This window comes from Bacillus atrophaeus (assembly GCF_039519175.1).
GTDB classification, from domain to species: domain Bacteria; phylum Bacillota; class Bacilli; order Bacillales; family Bacillaceae; genus Bacillus; species Bacillus atrophaeus.
On the sequence record NZ_CP154443.1, the window covers coordinates 1,864,132 to 1,881,457 of the forward strand.

A 17,326-nucleotide genomic window follows, 5' to 3' on the forward strand; every position below is an offset into this window, starting at 1 on the left:
AAATGGAGGCTTTGGTTACATGGAAACGTTAGCCCTTTTAAAGAAACAAATTGCGAAAGAAACCGCACTGTCACAAAAGAATGTCGAAAGTGTCATTCAGCTCCTTGAGGATGGCAATACCGTTCCGTTTATCGCAAGGTACAGAAAAGAACAGACCGGTTCAATGGACGAGGTCCAAATCCAAACCATCTCAGAGCGCTGGCAGTATATACAAAATCTGAATCAGCGAAAAGAAGAAGTAATCAGACTGATAGCGGAGCAAGACAAGCTGACAGATGAACTGCGGCAAAAAATTGAACAATCGGTAAAGCTCCAGGAAGTAGAAGACCTTTACCGCCCCTATAAACAAAAACGGAAAACAAAGGCGACTGTCGCAAAAAGCAAAGGGCTTGAACCGCTTGCTGAATATATCCTTACCCTTCCGAAAGACGATCGTATCGCAGAAATCGCAGATCAATACATAAGTGAAGAAAAAGAAGTGCTTTCCAGAGAAGACGCGATTGAAGGCGCAAAACATATCATTGCTGAACAGCTGTCAGACGAACCGAGTTTCAGAAAATGGATTCGCCAGGAAACCTTCAAAAAAGGCACTCTGAAATCAACTGCCGGCAAATCGGTAGATGCGGATGAAAAAAATGTATACGAAATGTATTACGAATATGAGGAGCCAATTCCAAAAGTCGTTCCCCACAGAGTGCTGGCGGTCAACCGCGGTGAAAAAGAAGACATCTTGAAGGTATCCATCGAACCGCCGGCTGATGTGATTAAAGCCTATTTAGAAAAGCAAATCATCAAGCAGCGAACAACGCCTGTCAGAGACATTTTGCTTGATACGATCGAGGACAGCTACAAAAGACTGATTCAGCCTGCTATTGAACGTGAAATCAGAAAAGAGCTGTCAGAAAAAGCAGATGCGCAGGCCATTCATATTTTTTCAGAAAACCTTCGGAAGCTTCTTTTGCAGCCGCCGATGAAAGGGAAGATCGTGCTTGGGGTCGATCCGGCATTCCGAACAGGCTGTAAACTCGCAGTAGCAGACGAAACCGGAAAAGTATTGAAGATCGATGTCATTTATCCCCATGCTCCGGTTAAAAAGACAAAGGAAGCGCAGGACAAAGTGAAAGCGATCCTGGAGGACTATCAAGTTGAAGTCGTGGCAATAGGAAACGGAACAGCTTCCAGAGAAACAGAACAATTTATCGTTGATGTACTGAAGGATACGCCTAGAGACATTTATTATTTAATCGTTAACGAAGCTGGGGCAAGCGTCTATTCAGCATCTGAGCTGGCGAGAGAAGAATTCCCCGACCTTCAGGTGGAAGAACGCAGCGCGGTGTCAATCGCGCGCAGACTGCAGGACCCGCTTGCCGAACTTGTCAAAATCGACCCTAAATCAGTAGGGGTAGGCCAATATCAGCATGATGTCAGCCAGAAGAATCTAAATGACTCGCTGCGGTTTGTCGTCGAAACCGTCGTAAACCAAGTCGGAGTAAACGTTAATACAGCCTCGGCCGCACTTCTTCAATATGTAGCGGGATTATCTAAGTCTGTTGCCGGCAATGTTGTGAAAAAACGTGACGAACTCGGCAAATTCTCAACCCGCAAAGAATTAAAAGGCATCCCAAGGCTCGGCGCTAAAACCTACGAACAATGCATCGGATTTTTAAGAGTGCCGGATGGGACAGAACCTTTGGACAGAACCGGAATTCACCCGGAAAGCTATAAAGAAACAAAATCGCTTCTGAAAAAGCTTCAGCTGACGACAGACCAAATCGGGACGGCTGAATTAAAAGAAAAAATCAGCAAGCTGGACCTGACTGAAACTGCAAGAGAGCTTGAAATCGGAGAGATTACGCTGAAAGACATTTGTGAACAGCTGACCAGGCCGGAACGGGATCCTCGCGATGAGGTGCCTAAGCCTTTGCTTAAAACGGATGTACTTCAGCTTGAAGATCTAAAGGAAGGAATGGAATTGCAAGGCACTGTCCGCAACGTAGTAGACTTTGGAGCATTCGTTGATATCGGAGTGAAGCAGGACGGGCTTGTGCACATTTCAAAACTCAGCAATCAATTCGTCAAACACCCTCTCGACGTAGTATCAGTCGGAGATATTGTGACCGTGTGGGTGGATGGAGTAGACGCCCAAAAAGGCAGGGTATCACTGTCTATGGTAAAATAAAAGCACTGCTTACGAGCAGTGTTTTTTTCTATAAAAGTACCAGCATTGATTCAGCAGTTTGATTTGATAATTATCCTTTTCTAAAAATGCTTTTTGCATTTGTTTTTTCAGCCAATTGGGCATGGCTCATTCCTCCTCAGCTTTTTTTAAAAGAAGGGCGGGTTTTACACATTGTATGCGAGCGGAGAATTGTCCCGTTCAATGTTTTTAAGGAGAGGTGCACAATGGATAACAAAGAGCTCCAAAAGCTTACAGAGGACATATCTAAAACCTGTTTTGAAAAACCCTTCCGCCACCAGGCTGTTTTTAATGACAGGCTCAAAACAACCGGCGGAAGGTACCTTTTAACATCGCATAACATCGAAATCAACAGAAAATCGTTAATAGAACATGGGCGGGAGGAACTTGAGGGAATTATTAGGCACGAGCTCTGCCATTACCATCTTCATCTTGAAGGAAAAGGGTACAAGCACAGAGACAGAGATTTCAGAGAACTCCTTCAGAAAGTAGACGCGCCAAGGTTTTGCACTCCCTTACAAAAGAAAACTCAAACCAGAAAAACATATACGTATATATGTACGGCTTGCGGCCAACAGTATGTAAAGAAGCGTGCGATGAACCCTAAAAAATATGCCTGCGGAAAGTGCGGTGGGAAAATAAAAGAATTTATTAAAAAGGGTTGACTTACTTCATGATTCTATGTTAAATTATAAAAGCCGTCGCATTAGACGAAAGAGGGAATAAATGAAATGTTGCTTCTTGACACTTCATGTCGATCCTTTTATAATAAAGAAGTCTGATTATTCCACAGTAGCTCAGTGGTAGAGCTATCGGCTGTTAACCGATCGGTCGCAGGTTCGAGTCCTGCCTGTGGAGCCATACGGAGAAGTACTCAAGTGGCTGAAGAGGCGCCCCTGCTAAGGGTGTAGGTCGTGTAAGCGGCGCGAGGGTTCAAATCCCTCCTTCTCCGCCATTATATCTTTTGAAAAAGATGAAAAGTTCTCAACCAGACGGCCCGTTGGTCAAGCGGTTAAGACACCGCCCTTTCACGGCGGTAACACGGGTTCGAATCCCGTACGGGTCATTCACTTTCTGTTGGGCTATAGCCAAGCGGTAAGGCAACGGACTTTGACTCCGTCATGCGTTGGTTCGAATCCAGCTAGCCCAGCCATTTTTATTCATATCATACAGAGAGCCATTAGCTCAGTTGGTAGAGCATCTGACTTTTAATCAGAGGGTCGAAGGTTCGAGTCCTTCATGGCTCACCATTGTTTTTCGCGGGTGTGGCGGAATTGGCAGACGCGCTAGACTTAGGATCTAGTGTCTTATGACGTGGGGGTTCAAGTCCCTTCACCCGCATTTCTCTTTTAATTAAATAACGAGCGGTCGTGGCGGAATGGCAGACGCGCTAGGTTGAGGGCCTAGTGGGTGAATAACCCGTGGAGGTTCAAGTCCTCTCGGCCGCATCAATGATACCAAGGGTTTTGACGCCCTTGGTATTTTTTGTGTTTTAATTTTTATTGTTTACTGTCCATTTACCTAAAGCAAGTCATCTAAATTATCAGCTTTTGCCTTTTATTGATTTGAATATAGTGCCTAAAGAATCAATTATTGTCTTAAACAGAATTTCCTAGATGTTCTTTGTTATGTAATCATATGGCTTCGAGATCAGAGTTTTTACAGAGTACCTAATAATCTAATAGCAAACTTAGTTTATTTTAAAGTTCTTGCTGTTGAACATTAAAATAGAAACACATGAATAAGTTCTAAATTCTTTACTGTTCATTCTCAAATTGTTATACTAGGTGAACGTTAGATCTAACAGTTTTGTTTCTCTGTCCAAATGAGAATGATCATTCTTTAATTGGTATAGAATATATTGAGGGAGGGATGAATGATTTAAAGTTGTTGTGGCTATAGTGCATCAAACATTCACAATCCTTTCTCAGAAATAAGAGGCAATACATTCTAAGGAGGGATTACATGGCTAGAAATAAAGAATTTGATGAAAAAAAAGCATTAAGAAAAGCAATGGAGCTTTTCTGGGAACAGGGTTATGAAAAAACATCCATGCAAGACTTGGTGAACCATATGGGCGTTCACCGCAGAAGTATTTATGATACATTTGGCGACAAACATACTTTATTTATGCGAGCCTTAAGTCAGTATGTAGAAGTAATGGAAGTAAGAATGAAGAATGAAGTGAAAACAGAATTAACGGTTAAACAGGCTATACGAAAATTATTTGAAATGGTTATTTATCCAAAAGAAAACCAGCCAAAAGGGTGTTTAGCTGTTAATGCAGCTGTTGAATTATCCCTAATAGATGAAGAAGTTGCTAAGAAAATTACAGAGATTTTTATAAATGCGGAATCCTTATTATTTGATCTGCTCAAACATGGTCAAGAACAAGGAGAAATTCCTAAACACTATGACATCAAAGGGCTTTCTCAATTCATTCATAATTCACTCGTAGGAGTACGAGTATTAGCAAAAACGACAAATGATAAAGAAAAATTAGAAAACATTATTAATTTGACTTTGTCGGCACTAGACTGAATCTATTTTGTTATATGGATCAACTAATTAAAAAATATGTTTTCGAGGTGAGAATAATATGAAGTACACAGTTATTACAGGAGCAAGCTCAGGTATAGGATATGAGACAGCATTAGCGTTTGCTGCTCGCGGCAAAAACTTAATTATTGTAGCTAGAAGATTAGATAAATTAGAAGAGCTTAAATCAACAATTCAGAATATTAATCCTGATTTGGATGTTATTATTCGTACAAGTGACTTATCTGTCACAGCTCAGGCATACACACTGTATGACAATTTAAAGGAATATCAAATTGAGACTTGGATTAATAATGCCGGGCTTGGTGAATCTTCTTCTGTCACGGATCAGAATTTAGATAAAGTGGAAACCATGTTACGTGTCAACGTAGAATCCTTAACGATTCTTTCTACACTATTTGTACGTGATTATTCTGATGTAGAGGGAACTCAGTTAATTAACGTATCATCAGCACTCGGATATGCAATTGCTGTTGGCAGTATTACTTATTCTGCATCTAAATACTTTGTTAGTGCATTTACAGAAGGGCTTGCAAAAGAACTGGAACGCAAAGGTGCGAAAATGAAGGTGAAAGTTTTAGCACCAGCAATCACGGAAACAGAATTCATGAAGAATGCAACTGATACGAAAGAATTTGATTACAAAGCAAATATCCCGATGTACCACACAGTTGAGCAAATGGCGAGTTTTATGATGAAGATTTATGATAGTAATCAAGTAGTAGGAATTGTAGACGAAAACTATGAATTTCAATTAAGAGATCAAATCTATCCGATTCTAGAGATGTAATATTTCAAGTTATTAAACCTATATAACGATGCTCTATATCAATAACACTAGGAAGCTTAGAAACATTTATTTACAGTATCGGTTCTAAAAAATTTAATCATTTGAGAATGATTGTTCTAAAAAAACACTAATGTTTAGGTGGCGGGTTAATCATAAAATAGGAAGTCAGACTTCGCTTAAAGTAAGATTCCCCTCCACCTAAACAAAAGTAAAATCCTAATAAATGTAATATGATAGAGGGTGCTGATAAAAAAATGAAAACACTCATGAAAGCAGCTCAGATCACCAAGTACTCAAAAAATCTTTATGCCCAAATCAATGACATTCCAATTCCAGAAATCGCTGACAACGAAGTCTTGGTAAAGGTCAAAGCTGCGGCGGTCAATCCACTCGAAATGTTAATTATTACAGGCAGCGTGAAACTGATTCAAGATTATGAATTCCCATTAACGCTTGGTAATGAATTGACAGGAGTTATCGAAAAAGTCGGAAAAAATGTGACAGAATTTCACGTAGGAGATGCCATCTATACACGTCTCCCCCTCGAAAAAATTGGTGCTTTTGCGGAATATGCCGCAATTGACGCTGCCGCAATTGCACCCATGCCAAAAAATTTGTCTTACGTGGAAGCCGCTGCTGCACCACTGGCTGGACTCACAGCGTATCAAGGTCTGCATGAAGAACTTGAGGCGCAGTCAGGTAAATCTGTTTTCATTCCAGGTGGATCAGGCAGCTTTGGTCAAATGGCTGTACCAATCGCAAAGGCAATGGGCCTAAATGTCATTGTTAGTGGCAGCTCAGAAGCGCGCGAACGCACTTTGGAAATGGGCGCAGACCAATATTTGGATTATACAATAGAAAACTATGTTGACTTGTTGTCGAATGTGGATTACGTGATTGATACACTGGGACCTAAAGAATTTGACAGTGAATTGAGTATCATCAAACCGGGCGGAAGATTGCTCTCTCTCCGTACAGGACCAAATAAACGTTTCGGGAAAGACCGAAATTTCCCATTGTGGAAACAAATGTTATTTTCCCTTGCTGGTGCAAATTATGACCGCAAAGCTAAGAAACAAAACGTGGAATACCATTTTATTTTCGTTCGTTCTGACGGCGCACAACTTAAAGAGATTACAAAAATCATTGAAGAAAACAACATTGTTCCAGCAATTCATCCACCACTATTTACCATGGACAACGTAAATGAAGCGCTAGAACTAGTCGCAAATGGACGGCCAAAAGGGAAAGTGATCATTCATTTTTAAGGGGAAAATGATGAAAGCAATCAAAAAGGGAGATCGTTGATGTAAAGATTTTGAAAAGGCAATAAGTGTTCCAGACTGTGAGTTCTGTTGAATTAGAAATGGAAAAAAGTAAAAAACTAGATCAGATCATGTGCAAAATTTGAATTAACTACTTTTAAATACTATGAAAAACTTGGAGACGAGTATAAAGAAATGAGCGACATGCCTGGAAATGGTGAAAATGATCGTCTTGGCTTATTAAAGAAAACACTTGACTATGAAGAAGCCAAAGGTAAAGAAGCAAAGTTAGAGGAGTAAACCATGTTTTGCTCCTCTTTTTTTCTGTCTAAAAGGATTGCCATCATGATAGCGTCAAGTCAAAAAAAGTTTGCTGTAATTGCTTACTAGTTAATAAAAAAAGCCTTCATTGTAATGAAAGATTTAATAAGGTGATTCCATAATTGTTTTTCTTTTGTATATGGACTAAGCCATGTTGTTTTTTTTCTTGAATTTTTAGAAAATGATATTAAGGGAAAATTACCTTCCCCTGTTAGATTAAAAAATAGGTGGTGTAACCGAAAATAACACGACTGCAACTTGATCAAATGGATTTTCCCACATATGCCTAAAACTTGTTGGTATTTTCACGCTATCTCCAGCCTCTAGAGTATACTCATCTTCGTTTAAATACACTTTAATCTTCCCTTGTAATATATAAGCGATTTCCTCACTTTTATGTTCGAGAAGCTTCTCTGAAGAAGCAGAATTTGGTGGAACATTCATGATAACTGTTGCCAGATTTCCTTTAAAATCAGGTGATAATAGTTCATATGATAGATTATTGATAATCATTTTTTTCCTCTGATTTGGCTTTACTACTAAATTTGATGTCTCTGTGTCCTCAACAAAAAACATAAATGTGGGTATATTAAGGTTTTTAGCTAAAATTTTAAGAGTTTGAATAGAAGGATTTGCTAATCCTCTTTCGATTTGACTCAGCATAGAAGGCGTGATTTCAGATAGGTTTGCTAACTCTTTACTACTAAAACCTTTCGCTTTTCTGTACTTAGCTATTTTTTTACCAATATCTATGTTGTCCACAATTTTGCACTCCTCAAAAATTAAATTTAATTTAAGAAATTAAATGATAATTAACAATTTTAGTATTGTGTGTTAAACTATACTTAATTTATTTTAATTATAGTTTATATGAGGGTATTATCACAATGACATGAGGTGAAAAAAATGGACGAAAAATGTGTGTCTGATTTAAGAGATCAATTTCCTTTGCTACAGCAACTTACTGCTTTAGATGAAGTTTTTTGGGTTAATCCAAATATTGAAACATTTCAATCAGGAATTAAAAAGTGCACTATTTCCGAAAAAGATGTAAGAGATGCAGAAAAAAGATTAGAACGTTTCGCTCCTTATATTGTTAGTGCTTTTCCTGACACAAAATCAACAAATGGGATCATAGAATCTCCTTTAGTCAACATTCCTTCTATGAAAAAATCATTAGAGAGTGATTATCAAAAATCCTTAAGGGGAGAACTGCTGTTAAAATGCGATAGTCATCTGCCTATTTCAGGTTCTATCAAGGCTAGGGGAGGAATCTATGAAGTACTTAAGCATGCAGAAAAATTAGCTCTTCAACATAAATTGTTAACTCTAGAAGACGATTATTCTATTTTTGACAGCGATAGGTTTAGAGATTTTTTTTCGCGGTATTCAATTGTTGTAGGCTCCACTGGAAATTTAGGGCTTAGTATAGGCATCATGAGTGCAAAACTTGGATTCAATGTTACTGTACATATGTCCTCAGATGCAAAAGAGTGGAAAAAGGATTTGCTAAGAAGTAAAAATGTAAATGTAATAGAATATGAGGCTGACTACAGCAAGGCGGTAGAAGAAGGTCGAAAACAAGCAGCGGTTGATCCTAGTTGTTATTTTGTAGATGATGAAAATTCAAAAGATTTATTCCTAGGTTATTCAGTTGCTGCTTCTCGCTTGGACAAACAATTAAAAGAATTAAAGATAACTGTTGATGAAAATCATCCCTTATTTGTTTATCTTCCATGTGGGGTAGGTGGAGGTCCTGGGGGAGTAGCTTTTGGTTTAAAATTAATGTTCAGAGATCATGTTCATTGTTTCTTCGCTGAGCCAACGCATTCACCTAGTATGTTACTTGGTTTAATGACTGAACTGCATGATCAAATTTCTGTACAAGAAATCGGTATTGATAATAAAACTGATGCAGACGGACTTGCTGTAGGAAGACCTTCAAAATTTGCTGGGAAGATTATAGAGCCTTTTTTAAGTGGCAGTTACACTGTCAGCGATAAACATTTGTATAAATTACTAAAGCAACTGGCAGATACAGAGGATATTTATTTGGAACCTTCTGCATTGGCAGGTATGATAGGACCTATTAAATTGCATCAGAGTGGGATGGAATATTTACAAAAACATAATTTAAAAGAAAAATTAACTAATGGCACACATATAATATGGGCTACCGGTGGTAACATGGTGCCTTCAAACATAAAAGAAGAATACTATAAAAAAGGAGAACTTTAAAGAAATCCCCACAGTTTTTATGTTCTTCTTCAAGAAAAAAAGCGCCCTTCCATGTTGCTGATGACAGAGTAGGTGCTTAGTAAGTGAGAAAACTCAAACATGATCATAAGAGAAAAAACATACCAATGAATTTGGTATGTTTTTTTATTTATATAAATTTCTTTATTTGATATTAAGTTGTTAAGTTTTTCTTAATATAAATAATAAGCTTTCGAATAATAAATAAATTAAAGGAGCTATTAAAACAAAGAGAGAGTGAGATATAGCATATGGTAATAGCAAGTAAATTATTAGTTTGAATATTATTAAAGAGTATTTCTTGAATCTCCACATCTCACCTAATTTATCTGTGATGAAAGATAAGATAAGGCCAATCGTTAAATATCCAAGTAATATGTACAAGTAAATAGTGAAATAATACTGATAAGATATTAGAGGGATACTTTCCGGTGTATTTCTTAAAGCCAAATAAAAAATAAACAAAAATAAGACTGAAGAAATTAAAGTTAAAATGAGATGTTTATATAAGAACTTTTTCATTTTTTCACCTGCCTATTATATGATTCATCAATCGTTATTCTCACTGAGGCATGACCTAGGCGTTCCTTTATTGTAATATAGTCTCTTGGTTTATTAAAAGGGCGGCATGTGAATGTCGGAAATCATGCAATCTAATTGGGAAGATCATCAGGATTTTATTGACAATAATGGTGTTAAGTAGCACCTTAACGTTTAGTCACTTTGTAGGTGAGGACACTTTAAACGATGATTTTAAAATTGCTGAGATCGAGTTGTTGCATGATAACGGGGATTAAAACCTTTTTTAATTAAGTTGTTTACAACTCTTCATTAATGTTGAAAGAGTAGCTTCTTTAAGCTACTCTTTTGTTATGTTATTAAATTTTGATTCAGCAATTTCGTCTTCGAATAATTGGTAATTTCTCGATTTGCTATAAAAAATATTAATGTGTGAAATTTGGGAGCAGTATATCCTCTGGAACTACTATTTCAATCTTATACCGTCATTTTTAAGATTCTAGATTTAGTTGGTGGCGAAGTGTTTTCGATAAGTCTTTTCTAGTTTCATTTTTTACAACATGATACCATAAGTTATCTATTTTTTTATCATCACCTTTTACTTCTATCTGTTTAATATTATTAACGGCTTCTTTATAAGAACTTTGAATATCGATCATTTTATCCAGTGTTAAGTTCGTTTGAATATTTTTTTCTAATGAGGTTAAAATTCCTTGATAATTTTTTAATGATTTTAATTGTGCACCTTCATGAACAATTTGGTTAATGATTTCACGCTGCCGCTGCTGACGCCCAAAATCACCACGAGGATCTTCTTTTCTCATCCGTGCATATTTAAGAGCAACCTTTCCATCTATGTGCTGTTCCCCTTTAGGTATATGTACTCCTTCAAGGGTGAAAGGAAAATCATTATTCACTGTTATCCCGCCAATAGCATCCACAATATCTTTAAACCCCTCCATATTCAATTTGATATAATAATTGATTGGAATGTTTAAAAATTGTTCGACGGTCTGAACGGTGCCTTCAATTCCCTCATAAGTATATGCCGCGTTAATTTTAATATTGGTATTCTTCGATCGCATAAATACCCTGGTATCACGCGGGATACTTACCATTGTGGATTTTTTAGTCTCTGGATTAATAGTCAGTACAATCATGGAATCAGTGCGTCCCTTATCACTGGGGCGCTCATCTACTCCAAGCAAGAGAATTGATATGGGATCATGCCCAATAACAGCATCTTGCGACTTAGAATCCCTATGTAGAGGTTCATACATGTGATTGACTGATTTTGCTACGGTACGGTAAATACTGTAGTAACTCAGTCCTCCAATCGTTAACAATAGGGCTAGAATAAACAATATAATATTTTGCATTTTTAGTTTCCTTCTCCCGATTTTCACTGCATTATTCCTTCCTTATTAAGTTGAAAATTCAATTCAAATGTTTATACATTGTACCGTGATAATTAGTATATTCTCGTAGATTTAATGGAATTATGGTATACAGGTTCTTATAAACAAGCGTAACGGTTCTCTAATAAATATATCCCTTATCTTCCGCGATTTTTAAGCTAATAAAAGGTATCTTAATAATCGTTTTATAGATAAATCTTTATCTTCAATTGAATCTGAATTGTACCGGCTTTATTGAATCATCAATTGCTTTCATTTCGTAGCCGCTTTCTCGGAAATATTTTAATAATTCTCCTAAATATGCCGCAGTAGTCGGTTTTTCGTGCATTAACACAACAAGTGGTTCTTTCCCTACAAGATTGTTTACTTGCTGAATTGTATTTTTTATAAATTCTCCATGAGTGTACTTCCAGTCTTCTGAATCAACTGTCCAATCCCAGAGATTAAATTGGTTACGCTTAACAACTTCTCTAAATGGGCCAGTAATGTACGGCTTAGACCCGTAAGGTGCTCTTATCAAATGTGTGTTGACTTTGGTTGTTTCTTTGATAAAGTCAAGCGTATCGTTCATTTCTGTCGCAAAGCTATCAGGGGATTTATAGATTTCGGACACCTTATGCGTCACGCCGTGAGACCCAACAGAGTGACCGCTTTCTACCATTTTCTTAACGATATCTGGATTTTGCTCGATATTAGGTTTTAACATAAAAAATGTTCCTTTTGCATTGTATTTATGGAGTAAATTCATAATCTCCTCTGAAGCAGCAGGATGTGGTCCATCATCAAATGTTAAATAGACCACCTTTCCAATTTCAGGTGATGTTTTTTGTTCATCCTGTTTCTTTGCTGAATTTTTATTCTTTTCTTTTTGCATCTGCTCAGAAAGGGAGGCACTTTCTTTTATTGGTTCAAGCCTTGGACCAGCGAGTGTCTTCCAAGAAATACAAAATAAAGTAACACCCAGTATCATCAATATACCAAAAGCTATTTTCCCTATTTGTTTCATTTTACGGTATCTTCTTGGTGAATTTGACACCTTATTCAACTCCTTAATTTGTAGGTTATCAAACTAGTTTTTTCTTGAACTAGTAACATGGATAGTGAGTCAATTACTAACCAATTTTATGATCGAAGACAAAGTTCGATAAAAATGATGCTCTTTTAATATAAATTGAAGATATCGCAGAAGTTTGATCAACTTGTAAACAAAATGTCACAAAAAGAAGGGAAACTGTATCTTTTAAAGTGAAAACTAGCGGGGATTTTCATTTATAAGTGGAATAAGGAAATATTATCTTTTGCAGATACAATAAAAAACCTGATTTCTTATTTAATAGAAATCAGGTTTTAGTATAAAGCGGCTTTAAATCACGGATTATTTAAATGTTATGACATAAGAGTGATCGTCAAAAAATCGGGCTGATGAATTTTCCATGGAGAAATACTGGTTTTGTTCATAAACGAGCAGGTTGTTGCCATCTGGACTCCAATATATTCCTGATGGATTGGTGCCATGGTATATTGGTTCTGCGTACAGGATATTTTTTCCTTGCAGTTTTCCTGCATAAGTATTGTCCTTGTCATATAAAGAGTAAGCGATTTTCTTTCGATCATTTGATATCTTGAAAACAGCTACGTTTTCGAGTAGAACAGAAAGCTCACTGTTTCTGAGATCATATTCGTACAAGGTTTCTCCGGTACCTAAAAATACAAATTGGTCATTGTTTAACCACACAGGTTCGCCATAGCTATTCTGACGCTTGTTCCGAATAGTGATGCTATCACCACTAATGGTTCCCGTCATAATACGATATTGTTGCCCGTGTAACATGGTAAGCAGCAAACTACGTCCATCATCTGAAATTGAAACTGCTGTAAGCGACTCTTTCTCATCAGAATCCTTCAATGGATACGTTTTAAGCGTTCCGGATTCTATATCGAATATATTGACCGCAGTCTTGCCCTTTTTCGCAGCATCAATGGCAAGATAACAAATATATTTATTATTATTTGACCATGAAATATCCTGTACATAGACATCCTTGCTGGAAGCAAAGCTGGCTATTTTCTTTTTTTTATTATTCGTCAATGACAGCAGGTGTAATGATGTCTTATCCGATGACATCGTTAATCCGACGATACTCTTTCCGTCTGGAGACATCTTAAGGTTAGTAGTGTCGCTATCAAAGCTTTTCATAGTTTCAGGTTTTTCAAAGGGGAAGGAAAGACGCTGAAGATCATGGGCTTGATGTTCAGTTGTGTCATCTCCTTTGAAAAAACCAACTATGGAGTTCGATGAAGACCATCCGAGCAACTGGTCAGCTTTGGGGAGGCGATATATCTTCTTCACTTGAAAGGAGCCGGAATTCCGATCGTCATCAACATGACTCTCTTCCTTGTTTGGAATGATAATTGTTTCCGATTTCTTTCCCGCATTATAACTGAACACAAAAATGAGGAAAAGCAATAGTACCCCTGACAATATGATAAACTGTTTGTTCTTCATGATCATTTCTCAACCTTCATGTAAGCTAATTCAATAGTAATAATTGTATGGTTATCTTTGTAGAACATCTTAATTGTTCCCCCATGTTCGTCAACAATTGTTTTAACTATACTTAAACCCAATCCTACACTTCCTACTTCTGTAACCTTGTGGTTTATCGAATAAAAAGGCTGAAATACTTTTGTGTATTGGTTGTCATCGTATGGATCACTTGGATTTCTGAATATAAAAAAAACATGTTCTCCAACAACTTTAGCCTGAATAATAATATCTGAATTCGATAAACTGTATTTGATCGCGTTGTCAAGAAGATTAATAAAAAGTTGGCGCAGTCTATTCATTTGACCATAAACATAGAGGCCTTCTTCAATTTCACAGATGATCCTTTTTTTATATCGTTCTGCACGAAATTTGATAGATTCGCATACATCTTTCAAAATTGTTCCTGCATCAATTTTGTCGAAATTACGATCTTTAGATGTTTCTCGAGAAACTTCAAGAAGTTTTATGACCAAATTGTGCAGACGCCGGCTTTCTTCAACAATATGATTCATTCCTTTATCAAAAAACTTCTGATCCGATTCCCCTTTTTCTTTTATGATTTCTGCATATCCTTGAATAGAAGTCAAAGGTGTTTTCAGCTCATGGGTCATATTGTCAAAAAAACGTTTTTCCTGTTCGTTAAGTTCTTTTAACCTATCCCGGTCTTTTTCGATGGTTGAAATTTGATCTCTAATTCTGGTAATCATATCATTGAAATTAATAGTAAGCTGGCCAATTTCATCTTTTCTATGAAAGTGGAGATCCACATCCAACTTTCCTTTTTTGACTTCTGAGGTGACATCTGTCAGCTTGACGATTGGAATCGTGATGTGTCTGGAGAGTATATAAGAGAATAGGAACGCGCACACAAATATCGCGAGTGCGATATAAAATATAATGTTTAAAATCTCTCCACTTTGTTTGTAAAGCAGATTAAAATCTTTAGAAAAGCGTAATATCCCCACTTTTGACCCTTCAATGACAACTGGAAAAGAGAAAAACACCTGAGCTTTATTTCGATCATAGGTGATATGATAAGCATTCTTTCCGTTAATAGCTTTTCTAAGATCCTCATCATTTCCTTGGGAAAACACCATTTTATTAGAAGAAGACAACAAAGTGCCATCCACGGTATAAACACCTACATTGCTTCCTGTTGAATGAGTTAAACTATCAACTATTTCATCGGCCATATCGCCGAAATAAAGTTCATTGTTTTTATAATGATTGATTAAAAATGCTTGGTTTATATAAACTATACTGTTTTTTTTCAATTCTATTAAATCTGAGGTAACAATTTTTTCATTACTTGACCAAATGACACTTTTGACCGTTTGATTGAGCACGAGGAAAGAGAGAGAGAAAATCAGGAAAAAGCCAATGATGAATTTACCTTTTATGGTCCTTAACACTCTCTACTCCTCCTGCTTCTCAAATTTATATCCGATGCCAAACACTGTTTTAATCAAGTCACTAGCATCAAGCTTTTTACGGAGTCTCTGAATATGGGTATCTACCGTACGTGTATCCCCAGCAAAATCATATCCCCAGATGAATTCCAAAAGCTCTGAACGTGTAAAAATTTTCCCGCGATGGTCTATCAAAGTCTTAAGTAGATCAAATTCTTTAGGAGTCAAATCAACAGTTCTCCCGTCTTTTTTAACAATTCTTTCATCTGGAATGATCATAATATTTTTAAACTGAATATGCTCCTCTTCAGATGTTACTCGGTCATGTGCGTGGTTAGCTTGTTCAAGGCGCCTCAGTATCGTACGTATTCTAGCGATAACCTCGCGCAAATCAAATGGTTTTGTAATATAATCATCTGCCCCAAATTCCAATCCAAGTACTTTATCAGTGATATCTGACTTTGCGGTGATCATAAGTATAGGAATATTATAGCCATGGGTCACTTTTTTACAGATATCCAATCCGCTGCAATCGGGCAACATCCAATCGAGCAGCAGAAGATCAGGCTTGAATTGATCTAGTTTTTTCATCCCTAAAGCTCCGGTAGTCACAGTACACGTTTGAAAACCTTCTTGTGTAAGCCCGTATGAAAGTAGATCAGCTATTGCTTCATCATCTTCAATAATAAGTATTTTAGTTTCATCTATCATTTCATTCATTCCCTATTTCATGATTATATTTATCTACAATATCAATTTATTATAGCATCCCTTCAATAGAGTTTATTAATAACTTCAGATCATACAACAATTGTCAATGTGAATGAAAATTTTTCAAAAGGCTAAAGATAGCAAAACAGATATGGCAAGGCATTTACTTGGAGATTTTCGGGGAAGCATTGTGGGCAATAAAATGCTCATTTCCAAACCCAAAATGAGACTAAGCAAGCTGAGAAGTAGCTTGGTTTAAGCGTAGCAACAAAGGGGGGCAATTATTAACCATAATTCATACAAACGTATAGAAATGATGAAAAGTGAAGTTAGAAAGTGTAATGAAAATAAGCTTTCATTACAAGTGATATTGATTTTAAATGTTAAATTTATAGGGTAATTTCAACCAAAAAAGAGGCTACATTCTGTTTAAGCTGATAAGCCACTATTTATTTGGCATGCATTTAATCAGGTTATTTACTAACCTGTAAATTTATGTCTTAATAGTAAGTGATGATAAATATTACTTGATAGCTGCGATTTGACTGCATATTCTTTCAATGAATAATATAAAATGGTTATGGAAGCTGAAAAAAGGCAGGATACCCGTTTTTAGGTACATTTATAAAGAAAGGAGTCATAACGATGTTAAAAAGGTTTTTTCTGGTTTTACTTACACTGATTATGTCTATAGTTGTTATACTGGTGGCTGCTAAAGATTCCCCTGGAGATAATGTCATTTCATTTGATGAGCCTATGATCTTAATGATATCCATTGGGATAGTTGTATTTTTATTCATCCCTCCATTGGCCATGTCCTTTTTTGGTAACATGGTTGTAAGAATAATATCTGGAGTATATCAATGTTTTATCGTTTTAACTTTTCTGGGGATGATTCCAATTGGATTTCTTATTCCCAATGGCTTTTTGACAATTCTTGTTTCTGTTTTAGGAACTTTAGTCAGCATAATTAGTGTTGTAGTAACCTTATTAATTGATAGGAATAAAGAAGTTAAATCTTAATATAATAGTTGCTTTTATTGAAAAGCTTTATCCCTAATGTCGAGGAAAGAGGCCTTCCATTGAATTGATCCGGTTGCTGCACTTGCATAAGCGTCGTGATTATGATGCTCTGCAAACCAAATCCGTTTATAGCCCATATTATCTACAGCTTTAGCTAATAATACTGCAGAATCAATCCCTTGTTTCATTGTTTCTCCTTGTCTTAATGGAGCAACTGATAAAACAGATATATCAAATTTTTTCATAATTTCACCTCTAAAAAATAATGAACTTATAAAAAATCAATGGAAAAACCATTTTAAATGGTGTA

At 36.5% G+C, this 17,326-nt stretch carries 14 protein-coding genes, 7 tRNA genes and 3 pseudogenes; 15 read left to right on the forward strand and 9 right to left on the reverse strand.

Going from position 1 to position 17,326, the window contains the following annotated elements:
• Positions 1-19 precede the first annotated feature (19 nt).
• Positions 20-2,179, forward strand: a complete 2,160-nt coding sequence (locus tag AAHT65_RS09585; protein ID WP_343311412.1) for a Tex family protein — start codon at positions 20-22, stop codon at positions 2,177-2,179.
• 9 nt (positions 2,180-2,188) lie between these two features.
• On the opposite strand, the gene cmpA is transcribed toward AAHT65_RS09585, so the two are convergent.
• Positions 2,189-2,302, reverse strand: a complete 114-nt coding sequence (cmpA, locus tag AAHT65_RS09590) for a cortex morphogenetic protein CmpA (protein ID WP_003225207.1) — start codon at positions 2,300-2,302, stop codon at positions 2,189-2,191.
• 101 nt (positions 2,303-2,403) lie between these two features.
• On the opposite strand from cmpA, the gene AAHT65_RS09595 reads away from it, so the two are divergent.
• The 12 genes and pseudogenes from AAHT65_RS09595 to AAHT65_RS09650 all read left to right on the forward strand — a co-directional run.
• The gene (locus AAHT65_RS09595; RefSeq protein WP_343311413.1) at positions 2,404-2,862 is read left to right on the forward strand and encodes a SprT family protein; all 459 of its coding nucleotides are present in this window, start codon (positions 2,404-2,406) and stop codon (positions 2,860-2,862) included.
• Positions 2,863-2,983: 121 nt separating this feature from the next.
• Positions 2,984-3,058, forward strand: a tRNA-Asn gene (locus tag AAHT65_RS09600).
• Between the two features lie 3 nt (positions 3,059-3,061).
• Positions 3,062-3,152 (forward strand) — tRNA-Ser (locus AAHT65_RS09605).
• Between the two features lie 39 nt (positions 3,153-3,191).
• Positions 3,192-3,263 (forward strand) — tRNA-Glu (locus tag AAHT65_RS09610).
• A gap of 12 nt (positions 3,264-3,275) precedes the next feature.
• Positions 3,276-3,350 (forward strand) — tRNA-Gln (locus AAHT65_RS09615).
• Positions 3,351-3,371: 21 nt separating this feature from the next.
• Positions 3,372-3,447, forward strand: a tRNA-Lys gene (locus AAHT65_RS09620).
• A gap of 9 nt (positions 3,448-3,456) precedes the next feature.
• Positions 3,457-3,538, forward strand: a tRNA-Leu gene (locus AAHT65_RS09625).
• Between the two features lie 23 nt (positions 3,539-3,561).
• Positions 3,562-3,645, forward strand: a tRNA-Leu gene (locus tag AAHT65_RS09630).
• A gap of 517 nt (positions 3,646-4,162) precedes the next feature.
• Positions 4,163-4,738 carry a TetR/AcrR family transcriptional regulator gene (locus AAHT65_RS09635; RefSeq protein WP_088116558.1) on the forward strand — a complete coding sequence of 192 codons (576 nt, stop codon included), beginning with the start codon at positions 4,163-4,165 and terminating at the stop codon, positions 4,736-4,738.
• Positions 4,739-4,796: 58 nt separating this feature from the next.
• Positions 4,797-5,546, forward strand: coding sequence for an SDR family NAD(P)-dependent oxidoreductase (locus tag AAHT65_RS09640; RefSeq protein WP_106034487.1), 750 nt, complete (start codon positions 4,797-4,799; stop codon positions 5,544-5,546).
• Between the two features lie 254 nt (positions 5,547-5,800).
• Positions 5,801-6,814 carry an NADP-dependent oxidoreductase gene (locus tag AAHT65_RS09645; protein ID WP_343311414.1) on the forward strand — a complete coding sequence of 338 codons (1,014 nt, stop codon included), beginning with the start codon at positions 5,801-5,803 and terminating at the stop codon, positions 6,812-6,814.
• Positions 6,815-6,955: 141 nt separating this feature from the next.
• Positions 6,956-7,111 (forward strand): annotated as a pseudogene (locus AAHT65_RS09650) (lipoprotein); the annotation flags it as partial.
• Between the two features lie 237 nt (positions 7,112-7,348).
• Here AAHT65_RS09650 and AAHT65_RS09655 read toward each other — a convergent pair.
• Positions 7,349-7,894, reverse strand: a complete 546-nt coding sequence (locus AAHT65_RS09655) for a helix-turn-helix domain-containing protein (RefSeq protein WP_010787630.1) — start codon at positions 7,892-7,894, stop codon at positions 7,349-7,351.
• A 135-nt stretch (positions 7,895-8,029) separates the two neighbouring features.
• Between AAHT65_RS09655 and AAHT65_RS09660 the strand changes: the two genes are divergently transcribed.
• The gene (locus AAHT65_RS09660; protein WP_343311415.1) at positions 8,030-9,370 is read left to right on the forward strand and encodes a D-serine ammonia-lyase; all 1,341 of its coding nucleotides are present in this window, start codon (positions 8,030-8,032) and stop codon (positions 9,368-9,370) included.
• 566 nt (positions 9,371-9,936) lie between these two features.
• Here the strand turns inward: AAHT65_RS09660 and AAHT65_RS09665 are convergent.
• The 6 genes and pseudogenes from AAHT65_RS09665 to AAHT65_RS09690 form a co-directional block, all read right to left on the reverse strand.
• Positions 9,937-10,049: pseudogene (locus AAHT65_RS09665) on the reverse strand (tyrosine-type recombinase/integrase); the annotation flags it as partial.
• A gap of 349 nt (positions 10,050-10,398) precedes the next feature.
• Positions 10,399-11,286 (reverse strand): LCP family protein, encoded by an 888-nt coding sequence (locus AAHT65_RS09670; RefSeq protein ID WP_343311525.1) that lies wholly within the window; start codon positions 11,284-11,286, stop codon positions 10,399-10,401.
• Between the two features lie 244 nt (positions 11,287-11,530).
• Positions 11,531-12,331: a polysaccharide deacetylase family protein gene (locus tag AAHT65_RS09675; protein ID WP_181279859.1), complete on the reverse strand. Its 801-nt coding sequence runs from the start codon at positions 12,329-12,331 to the stop codon at positions 11,531-11,533.
• Positions 12,332-12,700: 369 nt separating this feature from the next.
• Complete coding sequence (locus AAHT65_RS09680; RefSeq protein ID WP_081250982.1) at positions 12,701-13,837, reverse strand: hypothetical protein; 1,137 nt, start codon at positions 13,835-13,837, stop codon at positions 12,701-12,703.
• Complete coding sequence (locus AAHT65_RS09685; RefSeq protein WP_094231437.1) at positions 13,834-15,285, reverse strand: HAMP domain-containing sensor histidine kinase; 1,452 nt, start codon at positions 15,283-15,285, stop codon at positions 13,834-13,836. Before AAHT65_RS09685 ends, AAHT65_RS09680 begins: the two co-directional genes overlap by 4 nt.
• A gap of 3 nt (positions 15,286-15,288) precedes the next feature.
• Positions 15,289-15,990, reverse strand: coding sequence for a response regulator transcription factor (locus tag AAHT65_RS09690; protein ID WP_063638866.1), 702 nt, complete (start codon positions 15,988-15,990; stop codon positions 15,289-15,291).
• A 648-nt stretch (positions 15,991-16,638) separates the two neighbouring features.
• On the opposite strand from AAHT65_RS09690, the gene AAHT65_RS09695 reads away from it, so the two are divergent.
• Positions 16,639-17,016 carry a hypothetical protein gene (locus AAHT65_RS09695; protein ID WP_343311416.1) on the forward strand — a complete coding sequence of 126 codons (378 nt, stop codon included), beginning with the start codon at positions 16,639-16,641 and terminating at the stop codon, positions 17,014-17,016.
• 62 nt (positions 17,017-17,078) lie between these two features.
• Here AAHT65_RS09695 and AAHT65_RS09700 read toward each other — a convergent pair.
• Positions 17,079-17,261, reverse strand: a pseudogene (locus tag AAHT65_RS09700) (LLM class flavin-dependent oxidoreductase); the annotation flags it as partial.
• Between the last annotated feature and the right edge of the window lie 65 nt (positions 17,262-17,326).